12 protein-coding genes are annotated in these 12537 nt (G+C 66.2%); 4 read left to right on the top strand and 8 right to left on the bottom strand.

Features of this window, described 5'->3' with window-relative positions:
• On the top strand, window positions 1-227 hold a 227-nt coding region (locus QP045_RS15970), incomplete at its 5' end, for an outer membrane protein (RefSeq protein ID WP_422515986.1).
• Window positions 228-382: 155 nt separating this feature from the next.
• A complete protein-coding gene (locus QP045_RS15965; protein WP_422515985.1) occupies window positions 383-2098 on the top strand; it encodes a sensor domain-containing diguanylate cyclase in 1716 nt (571 codons plus the stop codon).
• A 460-nt stretch (window positions 2099-2558) separates the two neighbouring features.
• Here QP045_RS15965 and QP045_RS15960 read toward each other — a convergent pair whose 3' ends face one another.
• Entirely contained in the window at window positions 2559-3248 is a 690-nt protein-coding gene (locus QP045_RS15960) for an OmpW/AlkL family protein (RefSeq protein WP_422515984.1), read from the bottom strand.
• Window positions 3249-3342: 94 nt separating this feature from the next.
• Between QP045_RS15960 and QP045_RS15955 the strand changes: the two genes are divergently transcribed.
• Entirely contained in the window at window positions 3343-3621 is a 279-nt protein-coding gene (locus QP045_RS15955) for a hypothetical protein (RefSeq protein ID WP_422515983.1), read from the top strand.
• A 20-nt stretch (window positions 3622-3641) separates the two neighbouring features.
• Here the strand turns inward: QP045_RS15955 and QP045_RS15950 are convergent, their stop codons facing one another.
• The 7 genes from QP045_RS15950 to carA form a co-directional block, all read right to left on the bottom strand.
• The gene (locus QP045_RS15950) at window positions 3642-4652 is read right to left on the bottom strand and encodes a 2-hydroxyacid dehydrogenase (protein WP_422515982.1); all 1011 of its coding nucleotides are present in this window, start codon (window positions 4650-4652) and stop codon (window positions 3642-3644) included.
• A gap of 13 nt (window positions 4653-4665) precedes the next feature.
• Entirely contained in the window at window positions 4666-5532 is an 867-nt protein-coding gene (locus tag QP045_RS15945) for a pirin family protein (protein ID WP_422515981.1), read from the bottom strand.
• A complete protein-coding gene (locus tag QP045_RS15940; RefSeq protein ID WP_422515980.1) occupies window positions 5529-6491 on the bottom strand; it encodes a glutathione S-transferase family protein in 963 nt (320 codons plus the stop codon). Before QP045_RS15940 ends, QP045_RS15945 begins: the two co-directional genes overlap by 4 nt.
• A 72-nt stretch (window positions 6492-6563) precedes the next feature.
• Window positions 6564-7040: a transcription elongation factor GreA gene (greA, locus tag QP045_RS15935; RefSeq protein WP_422515979.1), complete on the bottom strand. Its 477-nt coding sequence runs from the start codon at window positions 7038-7040 to the stop codon at window positions 6564-6566.
• 80 nt (window positions 7041-7120) lie between these two features.
• Window positions 7121-10453, bottom strand: a complete 3333-nt coding sequence (gene carB / locus QP045_RS15930; RefSeq protein WP_422515978.1) for a carbamoyl-phosphate synthase large subunit — start codon at window positions 10451-10453, stop codon at window positions 7121-7123.
• 9 nt (window positions 10454-10462) lie between these two features.
• Entirely contained in the window at window positions 10463-10666 is a 204-nt protein-coding gene (locus QP045_RS15925) for a hypothetical protein (RefSeq protein WP_422515977.1), read from the bottom strand.
• Window positions 10663-11883 (bottom strand): glutamine-hydrolyzing carbamoyl-phosphate synthase small subunit, encoded by a 1221-nt coding sequence (carA, locus tag QP045_RS15920; protein ID WP_422515976.1) that lies wholly within the window; start codon window positions 11881-11883, stop codon window positions 10663-10665. Before carA ends, QP045_RS15925 begins: the two co-directional genes overlap by 4 nt.
• 138 nt (window positions 11884-12021) lie before the next feature.
• Between carA and QP045_RS15915 the strand changes: the two genes are divergently transcribed.
• Complete coding sequence (locus tag QP045_RS15915; RefSeq protein ID WP_422515975.1) at window positions 12022-12477, top strand: GatB/YqeY domain-containing protein; 456 nt, start codon at window positions 12022-12024, stop codon at window positions 12475-12477.
• Window positions 12478-12537 lie beyond the last annotated feature (60 nt).

Raw genomic sequence — 12537 nt, 5'->3', positions numbered from 1 at the left:
ACCCCACGCTTCCCCCGCCTCCCGGGTTCGAGCCCCGCGACAAGAAGAACCACGGCGGCTTCCATGTGGGTGCGGGTGGCGAAGTGATGATCAGCCCCAACGCCTATGTGAAGCTCGAATATGTCTTCACCAAATACTCCAAGGAAAAGTTTGACCTGCCCCTGGTCACGAACTCTTTCGACGTCCGGCGGCATCAGGTCGTCGCAGGCGCCGGCTTCCGCTTCTGATCGAAGCGGACCCCGGCCGGGGGCATGACGCGTCCGCAAAGCGGGTGAGCGTGTCATGCCCCCTGCCGTCCGCAGGAACGGCGGCGCGCACGGCATCATTTCGTTACGCCCCCGTTTTAACCGCATTTTGAAGGTTTCTGCCGTAAGGACGCCCCATGCTGGGGGGTGGTTCTAGATGGCTTGCGGTGGGCCTGTGGCTTCTGCTGGCGCTGGCGGCATGCAGCGCGGCACCCTCGTATGCGACCGGCGCGGCAGCGATCCGCCCCTCCTGCTGGACGCCAGCCAGTCTTTCGGAAGATCCATACGCGACCGTGGGACAGAAGGGCCGGTGGCGGTGCGGACCCGGCAAGCCGTCGATCGAAGCCGAGCGCGTGCTGCTCCGTTTCGATCTCAAGGCGGGTGACGCCGCGCCCCGCTATCTGCTCTCGCGCAGGAGCGCGCTGGAAGCGGTGCATCTACTGGCGATCGACGAGGACGGGGCGGTTCGTCGGGCCTCGATCCCGGCGGCAAGGCTCGCCAGTTCCTTGGCTGGAGGTTTCTTTAAGGCTCCCCTGCCCCTTGTTTCTCGACGCACGCGCCAGATCATCGTCGCAGTGGATTTGCCCAGCCACGCGATGACGCTGGATCGCGCCTATCTCTCGCCTCGCGACGACGGCGATGAAAGCGGCGACATGCGGTTCCTGTTGATCCTCGCGGGGCTCGCCGGCACGCTCGCCATGCCGCTGATCTTCAACACTGCTTTCTATCGCGTGCTCCGCGAGCCCTTCGTCGTCTGGCACTCTCTCTTCACGCTCTCGCTGCTCGCAACGATCCTTGTTACCTCCGGCGTCGCGGTCCTGCTGTTCGAACCGCCGGCGATGCTGCTGAGCTGGCTGACGACGCTCCTGTTCGGCCTTTCGGTCGCTGCTGGGGCCATGTTCACCTATGGCTTTATCGAGCCCGGGATGATGCGGCCGTCGCTGCGGCGTCTGCTTCCGCCCTGCGCCGCCTGGGCGATGGGGCTCGCGATGCTCCACGCCGCCTTCCCCTTTGTCGCACGCCCGATCCAGTCGAGCCTCTACACGGCGGCCTTCGCACCGATCCTGTTGGTCTTCGTAATCTGCATGGTCGATGCCCTCCGCCGCGGGAGCCGGGCCGCGCGGTTCCAGGCAATCGGCTATGCGCCGATGATCCTCGTCGGCCTCGCCCGCCTTGTGACCGGGGTCATTCCGTCCCTGTCGTTTGCAGACGCGATGCTGCTGTTCTACGCGGGCTGCATTGCGGAAGTGCTTTTCACGACGCTCGGCATGGCGGATCGCTTCATCACGATGAAGCGCGACCGCGATCACGCTCGCTCAGAGGCACGCTTCCTCGAAAGGTTGGCCGAAACGGACGCGCTGACCGGACTCCTCAACCGCCGCGCGATCGAGGGACGGTTCGAAAAGCTGCGCGCGGAGGGGTACGCCGCGATGGCGGTCGTCGATCTAGACCAGTTTAAGTCGATCAACGATGCCCGCGGACATGCGATCGGCGACGCGGTGCTGAAGGCGACAGCCAGCGCCCTTCGACAGGATCCGAGCATTCGATCGTTCCGATTGGGCGGTGAAGAGTTCGTGCTCCTTCTGCGCGGCGATGATGCCACGATGGCTGCCGAACGCCTGCGCCGCGCTATCCCCGCGGCCGTGGCAGACGCGGTCCCGGGGCTCGGGAGGACGGTAACGGCAAGCATGGGGATCACGGCGATCATGCATGGCGAGGGTTTCCTGCAGCCGTATGAACGTGCCGACACGCTCCTGTATCAGGCCAAGAGTGCCGGACGGAACCGGACGCGCTGCGGAATGAGCCGAATGTTGGGAGGCGAACCGGCGTCCGCGGACCAGGCTGCCGCCTAAAGCTGCCACCGTCCGCTCTGATCGTCACAGTCCGGCTACTGGGTCGCCGGACCCCGGTCGACGCCCGGCCGGATCGGTGCCTAGGTGGCGATCCGCAGCGCAGACATGGTGCTGCATTAGGATCTGAACCAACGGCCCGGCTAGGCCGATCTTTCCTACAGCACGCCGCGCGCGGTACAGCTTTGCGACCATGCGGAGGCTGCAACGGTGTCGGATTTCCCTGCCCATCCCGATCCTAACCGAGGGCGTGCTGTGCGCCGCGCGAACGACGGCCGCAGGAGGGCTGCGAGCAGCGTTCTTGGCCTCACCTTAGCCTCACCTTCCGCGCTCCGGGGCCTCGTAGCGCCGTTCGATTCCTCGAACCGCGGGGGCAAAAAACCCTGTCCCTCCACCTCTCCGTCCTGCGCGGAGCAGTCGGTTGAGGCTGCGGGACAGGGCCCTTCCGCGCGGGGCGGAATGCCTAGAAGCGGGTGCCCACGCCGATGCCGAAGACCAGCGGATCGACGCTGAGCTTTACGGCCTGGCGGCCGGCGGCGGTGGTGTAGAGCTTCGCCGTGGTGTCGATGTCGATGTACTTCACGTCGAGGTTCAGGAAGACCTTGGGCGTGATGTCGATGTCGATGCCGGCTTGGGCGGCCCAGCCGAAGCTGTCGTCCATCTTGACCCGGGTATCACCCACCGCCGCTTCCAGGGAGTCCGACGCCTTCTCGTTCCAGAAGATCGTGTAGTTCACGCCCGCGCCCACATACGGCCGCACATTGCCCTTCGGGTTGAAGTGATATTGCGCGGTCAGCGTCGGGGGCAGGACCCAGGTGCTGGCGAGCTTGCCGAGCGAACCGGTCGTGCCGCTCACGCCAGAGGCCTTGTGCTTGGTGGTGGAGGCGATCAGTTCGAAGCCGATGTTGTCGGTCGCCATATAGGTGACGTCGACTTCGGGCATGAAGCTGTTGTTCACGCGGACCTTTTCGCCCGGAAAAGCGGGGAGGATGCTTCCCGACTTCTCGTTCGGCGCGACGACGATGCCGCGCAGGCGGACCAGGACATCGCCTGCCGCGATGCCCGTCCGGTCGGCGTTCTGCGCTGCCGCGGGCGTTGCCGCCACACCGGCTGCAAGAGCGGCGAGGATCGCGCCCTTCATCGTCTTGTTCATCCCCCGTCTCCTTCAAATTGGGTGAGGGCGGATTAGGAGCGCTCGGACGAGGGAGCTTTGATCCAGCCCAAAGCGGTGTTTGCGCGGGGTCAACGTGGGGTCGGTGCGCCGGGCGCATGACGGTGGCGCGATGCTGACGAGCGCCCCACCCCTCACCTGGCTTGCCGGGGCCACGCTGTCCGCGGCGGGCGCGCTGATGCTGGCGGTGCCGGCAGGCGCGCTGCCCACGCGGGTGCTGGTGGTGGCGATGTGCCACGGCTTGCCGGTCTCGATCCCGGTGCAAGAGGACAGGCCGGGGCCCGACAAGCAGTGCCCGGGCGGGTGCCACGCCGCCTGCACCCGCAAGCGCGGCGAGGAGGACGGCGCGGAATAGTCGGCCCCGCCCTCTCGGGTTCAGCCGCGAATGACCTCCGCCGTCACGCGCAGCGGCAGCGCCCCCCCGGCCTCGGCAAGCCGCAGGCTCTCGAGCGTCGCCCCGGCGATCGCGCCCAGCGCCTCCTCCGTCAGAAAGGCCTGGTGACCGGTGATCAGCACGTTGGGGAAGGTCAGCAGCCGCTGGAAGACATCGTCCTGGATGATCTCGCTGGAAAGGTCCTCGAAGAACAGGTCCGCTTCCTGCTCGTAGACGTCGAGCGCCACGCCGCCGATCTTGCGGGATTTCAGCCCCTCGATCAGTGCCCCGGTATCGATAAGCCCGCCGCGGCTTGTGTTGACGACGATCATCCCCGGGCGCGCCGCCTCGATCGCGGCGGCGTTGACGATGTGATGGGTCTCGGGCGTCAACGGGCAGTGCAGCGTGACGATGTCGACCTGGCGCAGCAACTCGGCGGGTTCGACATAGCGCACCCCCATCGCCTCGAGCTCGGGGTCGCGATGGACGTCGCTCGCCAGCACTTCGCAGCCGAAGCCCAGCCGGAACGCCCGCGCCACCAGCGCGCCGATGCGGCCCGTGCCGATCACGCCGACAGTGCGCCCGTGGAGATTGCGGCCGATCAGGCCGTCGAGGGCGAAGTTGTTCTCCCGCACCCGGGCCCAGGCGCGATGGATCTTGCGATCGAGCGCCATCAGGAGCGCGACGGTGAACTCCGAAACGGCCAGCGGCGAATAGGCCGGCACCCGCACCACGTCGATGGCGAGATCTTCCGCGGCGCGCAGGTCGACGTTGTTGAAGCCGGCGCAGCGCAGCGCGACCGTGCGGATGCCCATCTTCGCCAGCGCCTCCAGCACGGGACGGTCGACGCGATCGTTCACGAAGACGCAGACGGCATCATGGTCCTCGGCAAGCACCGCGGTCTTTTCATCAAGCCGCGCCTCGAAGAACGTCAGTCTGTGTCCGAATGCGGCATTGGCAGCCAACAGGAAGCGGCGATCATAAGCTTTGGTACTGAACACCGCGACACGCATTCATCTCTCCCTGTCAGATGCGAAGGCCGGCGGGATCGCCGAAGCGGCCCGCCTGATAGTCGTGGATCGCCTCGACGATCTCTTCCCGCGTATTCATCACAAACGGACCATGCGACACAACCGGCTCCGCGATCGGATCGGCATGGCCGAACAGGAGCAGCCCCCCCCCTGTGCTGGCGATCACAAGCGTATCGCCATCCGGGGCAACCCCGCCAAGATGCCATTGCGGGAGCGGCGTACCGGCGACGGTGGCGTCACCGCGGACGGCGTAGAGGAAGACGCTGCGAGCGGCCGGTGCCGGCAGCCGGACCTCGGCCCCAGGCGCGAGCGACACCACCGACATGAAGACCCCGGTGAGCGAGGCCACCGGGCCCTGTGCCTCGGCGAAGCTGCCCGAGATGAGGCGCAGTTCGCTGCCAGCCCCGAGCGGGAGGACCGGGATCGCATCCGCCTGCACGCCGGTATAGCGCGGCTCCGTCATCTTGAGGCGCGCGGGCAGGTTCACCCAGAGCTGCAGGATCTCCATGGGACCGCCCGCACGCTTGAACTCGGGCGGGGAGAGTTCGGCGTGGATCAGGCCCGAACCCGCCGTCATCCACTGCACACCGCCCGCATCGACCACATAGGCATGGCCGCCCGTGTCGTGATGGGCGAGGCTCCCTTCCAGAATGAAGGTCACCGTTTCGAACCCGCGATGCGGGTGCGGGCCGAACGGCAGTCCGTCGTTGCCGGGCGAATAGATCTGCGGCCCGTGGTGGTTGAGGAACAGGAACGGGTCGATCTGCTGCAGGCCTGGGCCCGGCAGCGGACGCCGGGTGATGAGGTCGGCGATGTCATCGCGCTGCGCCAGGTGCGCGGCGACCAGGCTGCGGTCCGTCATGCGCCAAGCTCCGCTGTCATGTCAGGGCCGACCGGGACGATCCCGGTCGGGTTGATGGTCTTGTGGCTCTGGTAATAGTGCCGCTTGATGTGATCGAAGTTGGTCGTCTCGGCCACGCGCGGCAGCCGGTACAGGTCGCGGACGAAGCGCGAGAGCGCCGGATAGTCGGCGATCCGGCGCAGGTTGCACTTGAAGTGGCCGTAGTAGACCGCGTCGAAGCGGATGAGGGTGGTGAACAGGCGAATGTCCGCCTCGGTCAGCGTATCACCGAAGAGATAGGGCCCGTCGGCCAGTCGCGCCTCCAGGTCGTCCAGGGCGGCGAACAATGGGACGACGGCTTCCTCATATGCGTTCTGGGTGGTGGCAAAGCCTGCGCGGTACACGCCGTTGTTGACGTCGTCATAGATGCGCTCGTTGAGTGCATCGATCTCGGCGCGAAGCGGCTCCGGGTAGAAGTCCCCTGCCCGTGCACCGACCTGGTCGAAAGCGCTGCCGAACATCCGCAGGATGTCGGCGGACTCGTTGCTGACGATGGTGTTGCGCTGCTTGTCCCACAGGACCGGCACCGTCACGCGGCCGCTATAGTGCGGGTCGGCGGCGGTGTAGACCTGGTGGAGATAGTCGGCGTCGTGGATCGGATCGCCGGTGACGCAGGGTCCAGCGGCAAAGGTCCAGCCGTTTTCCTCCATCAGCCAGTGCACGACCGAGATCGGGATGAGGTCTTCCAGCCCCTTCAGGCGGCGCGCGATCAGCGTGCGATGCGCCCAGGGACAGGCAAGGCTGACATAGAGGTGGTAGCGCCCCGGCTCCGCGGCAAAGCCGCCCTCGCCCGTGGGGCCGGCGGCGCCGTCCGGCGTCACCCAGTTCCGAAACTGACTTTTGGAGCGTTCGAACCGCCCACCCGTCTTGCTGGTGTCGTACCAGCTGTCGTGCCACTTACCGTCGACGAGCAATCCCATGCGCTTCCTTCCTGGTTGAACCGGAGGAACGCGCGAGCCCGGCGAACGTCTCCGTCCGCCGGGCCAACGGGATCAGATGAACTCGATCTTGGACACGACGTAGTAACGGTCACCGGCAGGCACCGCGACCTCGATCTCATCGTCGACCTTGCGGCCGATCAGCGCGCGGCCGAGCGGCGAATTGTACGAGATGCGGCCGGTCTTTGCGTCCGCCTCCGTCTGGCCGACGATCTGGTATTTCACCGGCTTGTCATCGTCATCGAGCAGGGTGACGGTAGCGCCGAACACGATCTTGTCGCCCGACAGGTCGCGCGGATCGATGACCTGCGCGCGGCTGAGCTTGTCTTCGATATCGGAGATCGAGGCTTCGACCTGGCCCTGGCGCTCCTTGGCGGCGTGGTATTCGGCATTTTCCGAAAGATCGCCGTGCGCGCGTGCTTCCTCGATCGAATCCACGATCTGCGGCCGTTCTTCTTTGAGACGCCGCAAGTCCTGGACGAGCTTTTCATAGCCCTCCTGGAGCATCGGCATCTTGTCGACGGTCGCCATCGTTGAAGTCCTTCGTTCACATCCCCCGGTGCGAGCGGTCCCGAATGGCCCGCCCGCACGCGATCATCTTGCTTTGGGGATCAGTTGTGCGGCCGCGAATAATAGGCCTGTAGCGGGCGCACTTCAAGGGAGCGCCGCGATAGGGCCTCGATAGCCTGTGCCGCAGCCACGCTGGCGGACGCCGTGGTGAAGTACGGCACCTTCTGTGCGACCGCCGAAGCACGGATGCTTTCGGAATCGCGCAGCGACTGCCAGCCCTCGGTCGTGTTGACGATCAGCGCAATGTCGCCGTCCAAAATCCGGTCGACGATGTGCGGCCGCCCCTGTGCAACCTTGTTGACGCGCTCCACCGCGACACCGGCCTGCTCGAGATAATCGGCAGTCCCGCCGGTTGCGACGATGGTGAAGCCCAGGTCGACCAGCATCCGTGCGGCCGGCAGCACCACCGGCTTGTCGCTGTCCTTCACCGACACGAACACCGTGCCGCCGGTCGGCAGGGTCACCCCCGCGCCGAGCTGCGACTTGGCGAATGCGGTGGCGAAATCGCGATCGATTCCCATCACTTCGCCGGTGGACTTCATTTCCGGGCTCAACACCGGATCGACACCGGGAAAGCGGCCCCAGGGGAACACGGCTTCCTTGACGGCGATGTGGTCGATGTTGCGGTCGATCGGCGGCAGGTCCGCGAGCATCTCGCCCGCCATCACCCGGCTGGCGATCTTGGCAACGGGCACGCCGATCGCCTTTGCGACGAACGGCACGGTGCGCGACGCGCGCGGGTTCACCTCGATGAGGTAGACCTGCCCGTCCTTGACCGCGAACTGGATGTTCATCAGCCCCTTGACCGACAGCGCCTTGGCAAGCGCCACGGTCTGGCGCTCGATCTCTGCGATGACCTCGGCCGACAGGCTGTAGGGCGGGATCGAGCAGGCGCTGTCGCCAGAATGGACGCCGGCTTCCTCGATGTGCTGGAGGACGCCCGCGACCGTCACGTCGGTGCCGTCGCTGATCGCGTCAACGTCGACCTCGATCGCATCGCGCAGATACTGGTCGATCAGCACGGGGCTGTCGCCGGAGACCTGCACGGCCGTCTGGATATAGTCGTCGAGCTGCCGCTGGCTGTCGACGATCTCCATCGCGCGCCCGCCCAGCACATAGCTGGGGCGCATCAGCACGGGGTAGCCGATGCGCTCTGCCACCGCGACCGCCTCGTCCCGGCTGCGGGCGATGCCGTTTGCGGGCTGCAACAGGTCGAGCTTCGTCACCAACGCGGCGAACCGCTCGCGGTCCTCGGCCAGGTCGATCGCGTCCGGGCTGGTGCCCAGGATCGGGATGCCCGCGTCTTCAAGCGCCTTGGCGAGGTTGAGCGGCGTCTGGCCGCCGAACTGGACGATGACGCCCAGCAAGGTGCCCTTCTGCTGCTCGACGTGGAGGATTTCCAGCACGTCCTCGGCCGTCAGCGGCTCGAAATAGAGGCGGTCGGACGTGTCATAGTCGGTGCTCACCGTCTCCGGATTGCAGTTGACCATGATCGTCTCATAGCCTGCTTCCGCCAGCGCGAAGCAGGCGTGGCAGCAGCAATAGTCGAACTCGATGCCCTGCCCGATGCGGTTGGGACCACCGCCCAGGATCACGACCTTGGTGCGCTCCGAAGGCATGCTCTCGTCCTCGGGCTCGCCGAAGGTCGGGGCCTCATAGGTCGAGTACATGTACGGGGTCTTGGCTTCGAACTCGGCAGCGCAGGTATCGATCCGCTTGAAGACCGGGCGCACGCCCAGCTTCAGCCGGTGCTCGCGCACCTCCGCCTCGGTCACGCCGCCGGACATCGCCTTTACCACCTCGTGGATCAGGCCGGAGCCCTGGGCGATGCCGCGCTTCATGCCACGCAGATGGACGGAGTCGAGCGCCAGCTTGGCGAGCCGCTTGTCCGAAAAGCCCATCGCCTTCAGACGACGCATGCCGACCGCGTCGATCGGCAGGCCGTTGGCCTTCACGTCGTCCTCGGCCGCGACGATTTCGGCGATGCGCTCCAGGAACCAGGGATCGTACTTGGCGATCGCGTTGACCTCGGCAACCGTGAAGCCCTCGCGCAGCGCCTGCGCCGCCACGAGCAGCCGGTCCGGCGTGGCGACGGCGAGCGCCGCCTCGATCACGTCGCGACGCGCACCCACCAGCCGGTCGACTTCGTTGAAGCCGCACAGGCCGGTCTCAAGGCCGCGCAGCGCCTTTTGGAGGCTCTCGTGGATGTTGCGGCCGATCGCCATCACCTCGCCCACCGACTTCATCGCGGTGGAGAGCACGGCCTCCGAACCCTTGAACTTCTCGAACGCGAAGCGCGGGATCTTGGTGACGACATAGTCGATCGTCGGCTCGAACGACGCCGGCGTCGCGCCGGTGATGTCGTTGGTGATCTCGTCGAGCGTGTAGCCGACCGCGAGCTTGGCCGCGACCTTGGCGATCGGGAAGCCGGTAGCCTTGGAGGCAAGCGCCGAGGAGCGCGACACGCGCGGGTTCATCTCGATGACGATCAGGCGACCGTCCTTCGGATTTACTGCGAACTGAACGTTGGAACCACCTGTTTCGACTCCGATTTCCCGCAAGACCGCGATCGATGCGTTGCGCATGATCTGGTATTCCTTGTCGGTCAGCGTCAGCGCCGGCGCGACCGTGATGGAGTCGCCGGTGTGGACGCCCATCGGGTCGATGTTCTCGATCGAACAAACGATGATGCAGTTGTCCGCGCGGTCGCGAACCACCTCCATCTCATATTCCTTCCAGCCGAGCAGCGACTCCTCGATCAACACCTCGGTGGTCGGGGAAGCGTCGAGACCGGCGCGGACGATCTTGAGGAATTCGTCCTTGTTGTAGGCAACGCCGCCGCCGGTGCCGCCGAGCGTGAAGCTCGGGCGAATGATTGCGGGCAGGCCGACCTTTTCCAGGCCCTCCAGCGCCTCCGCCTCGGTATGGGCGATGGCGGAGCGAGCGCTTTCGAGGCCGATCTTGTCCATCGCGTCGCGGAACTTCAGCCGGTCCTCGGCCTTGTCGATCGCCTCTGCGTCGGCGCCGATCATCTTCACGCCAAACTTGTCGAGCGTGCCGTCCCGGAACAGCGAAAGCGCGGTGTTGAGCGCGGTCTGCCCACCCATCGTCGGGAGCACCGCATCGGGGCGCTCCTTTTCGATGATCTTGGCGACGATCTCGGGCGTGATCGGCTCGACATAGGTCGCGTCGGCGAGCTCGGGATCGGTCATGATCGTCGCCGGGTTCGAATTGACCAGGACGATGCGGAAGCCCTCTTCCTTCAGCGCCTTGATCGCCTGCACGCCCGAATAATCGAACTCACAGGCCTGGCCGATGACAATGGGCCCCGCGCCGATGACGAGGATGGACGAGATGTCGGTACGTTTTGGCATAGGTTCCGATCAGCCCTTCGGCCGCTTGAAAATGAGGGTGGTCTCGGCCGTCATGCCGAGACTCGTCTTGGTAAGCGCGGTGACGAGCTCCCAGCGCTGAGAGCCCAGATAGTCGAGTCCGCCCTGGAGAGACTGGGAGTGGTCTTCACCGCCTTCCCGCTTCCACTTGAGAAAGCCGCCTTCCAGCGTCGCTACCATGTAGTCCCAGGTCATCGAGCCTGCCCCAGCATCCCCACGAACCGCTCGAACAGATAGAAGCTGTCCTGCGGGCCGGGGCTGGCTTCGGGGTGGTACTGGACGCTGAACGCGGGCTTGTCGGTGAGCTCCAGGCCGGCGTTGCTGCCGTCGAACAGCGAGACATGGGTCTCGCGGACGTTGGCGGGCAGGCTCTCGCGCTCGACGGCGAAACCGTGGTTCATCGACGTGATCTCGACCGCGCCGTCCGCCAGGCGCTTGACCGGATGGTTGGCGCCGCGGTGGCCCTGGAACATCTTGGTCGTGCGCGCTCCGACCGCGAGGCCGAGCAGCTGGTGGCCAAGGCAGATGCCGAACAGCGGCTTGCCGGTGTCGAGCAGCTGGCGGATCACCGGCACCGCATATTCGCCGGTCGCGGCCGGGTCGCCCGGGCCGTTCGACAGGAAGATGCCGTCGGGGTTCTGCGCCATCACCTCGTCGAAGGTGGCGGTGGCGGGCAGTACGGACACGCGCGCGCCGGCCTGGACCAGGTTGCGGAAGATGTTGCGCTTCGACCCATAGTCGATCGCGACGACGTGCGGCGCGGCGCGGTTGGCAGCCCCTTCCGCTTGTGCCGCCTGCACTTCCGCCTCGGCAGTCGGCGCTTCGCTGGTGTCATAGCCGGCGCCCAGGCGCCAGATGCCGCCCTTCCAGCCATAATGCGTTTCGCAGCTGACACCCTTGGCGAGGTCCATGCCCTCCAGCCCCGGCCAGTTGCGTGCCTTTTCCAGCAGCGCGTCGATGTCGAACTCGCCGGTCGCGGAATGCGCGATCACGCCATTGGGGGCGCCGCCGACGCGGATGCGACGGGTGAGCGCGCGGGTGTCGATGCCGGCAAGCCCGATGCGGCCGTGCTCGCGCATCCATGCGACGAGCGGCTCGACCGAGCGGAAGTTGCTGGGTTCGGTCGGATCCTCGCGCACGATCATGCCGAGCGCGTGGGGATCGTTCGCCTCGAGATCGTCGGGGTTCGCGCCGACGTTGCCGATGTGCGGGAAGGTGAAGGTGATGATCTGTCCGGCAAAGGACGGATCGGTCATGATCTCTTGATACCCGGTCATCGCGGTGTGGAAGCAGACTTCGCCAACGGCGTCGCCTTCGGCACCGAAGCCGCGGCCCCACAACACGTCACCGGACGCCAGAACGAGAACGCCGGTCGCTCCTTCGGGCGCAGGCATGGGTTTGGCGTCGGCCACTAGGGCGATCCTCCTGATAGGTTTTCTGACGATGTCGCTAAGCGGTGCCGGCTAGAGCCCCCACCGCCCCGCGTCAATCTGTTAAAGCAGGCGAGTTCCAGCTACCCTCCCCGGCTTTCCGACGAACCGAGAGAACCGATGATTCGCGACACCATCAAGGCTGCGCTGGTTTCCGCCATGAAGGGCGGCGACAAGCAGACCACGGCCACGATCCGCCTGATCCAGTCCGCGATCAAGAACCGCGACATCGAGGTGCGCACCGGCGGCGCCCCCGCCGACGACGACGCGCTGGTGGTCGAGGTGCTGCAGAAGATGGTGAAGCAGCGCCGCGAATCGATCGCGATGTACGAGCAGGGCAACCGCCCCGAGCTCGCCGCGAGCGAGGCCGCCGAGGTGACGGTGATCGAGCGGTTCCTGCCGGCCCAGATGGACGAGGCACAGACCGCGGCCGCGATCGAGGCCATCAAGGCGGAACTGGGCGCCACGTCCATGAAGGACATGGGCCGAGTGATGGCCGAGCTGAAGGCGCGCCACGCGAGCGAGCTCGACATGAGCAAGGCTTCCGCCGCGGTGAAGGCGGCGCTGGCCGGTTGAGCCACGCGCATAGCCTGTTGGTTCGAGTTCCCTTTGCGCGGCCGGGGAACGGCCGCGGAC

The sequence above is a fragment of the Sphingomonas sp. 3-13AW genome (genome assembly GCF_049311085.1).
Taxonomy (GTDB): Bacteria; Pseudomonadota; Alphaproteobacteria; order Sphingomonadales; family Sphingomonadaceae; genus Sphingomonas.
Note: the sequence above shows the minus strand (reverse complement) of the source record. Positions and strands in the feature narration are given on the sequence as shown.